1 pseudogene is annotated in these 735 nt (G+C 78.1%); it reads left to right on the forward strand.

Going from position 1 to position 735, the window contains the following annotated elements:
• Positions 1–735, forward strand: a pseudogene (locus tag GTW08_RS10690) (ATP-grasp domain-containing protein); the annotation flags it as partial.

The following is a 735-nucleotide window of genomic DNA, read 5'->3' on the forward strand; positions in this document are numbered from 1 at the left end:
ACCGGTGCTGGAGGCCGTCGAACCCGCCGACGGCGCCGCGCTGCTGTCCCGCCTCGGCCCCGGCGGCGGCGTCATGGTCAAGGCCCGCTCCGGCGGCGGCGGGCGCGGGATGCGCCCGGTCACCGACCCGGCCGACCTCGACGACGCCGTGCGCCGCTGCTCGTCCGAGGCACTCGCCGCGTTCGGCGACGGTGCGGTGCAGGTCGAACGTCTTCTCCCGGCCGCCCGGCACGTCGAGGTGCAGGTCCTCGGCGACGGCACCGGCGTCGTCGTGCTGGGGGACCGGGACTGCTCCGCGCAGCGCCGCCGGCAGAAGCTCGTCGAGATCGCGCCCGCCCCCGCCGTGCCCGCCCCGGTGCGCGCGCGGCTGCACGAGGCCGCGCTGCGCCTGTGCGACGGCTACCGCGGCCTCGCCACCGTCGAGTTCCTGCTCGCCGGGCAGGACATCGCGTTCCTGGAGGTCAACCCGCGGATCCAGGTCGAGCACACCGTCACCGAGGAGACCACCGGCCTCGACCTCGTCGAGCTGGGACTGCGGGTCGCGTACGGCGCCCGGCTCGCCGACCTCGGCCTCGCCACCCCGCCCGCGCCGCGCGGGGCCGCGGTGCAGGCCCGGGTGACGACCGAGACCGTCGGGCCGCTCGAGACCCTCGTCCCGGCCGCCGGGACCCTGACCCGCTTCCAGCCGCCCGCCGGGCGCGGGGTCCGCGTCGACACCCACGGCTACGCCGGGTA

The organism is Pseudonocardia sp. SID8383 (assembly GCF_009864975.1).
In the GTDB taxonomy this organism is placed as follows: Bacteria; Actinomycetota; Actinomycetes; order Mycobacteriales; family Pseudonocardiaceae; genus Pseudonocardia; species Pseudonocardia alni.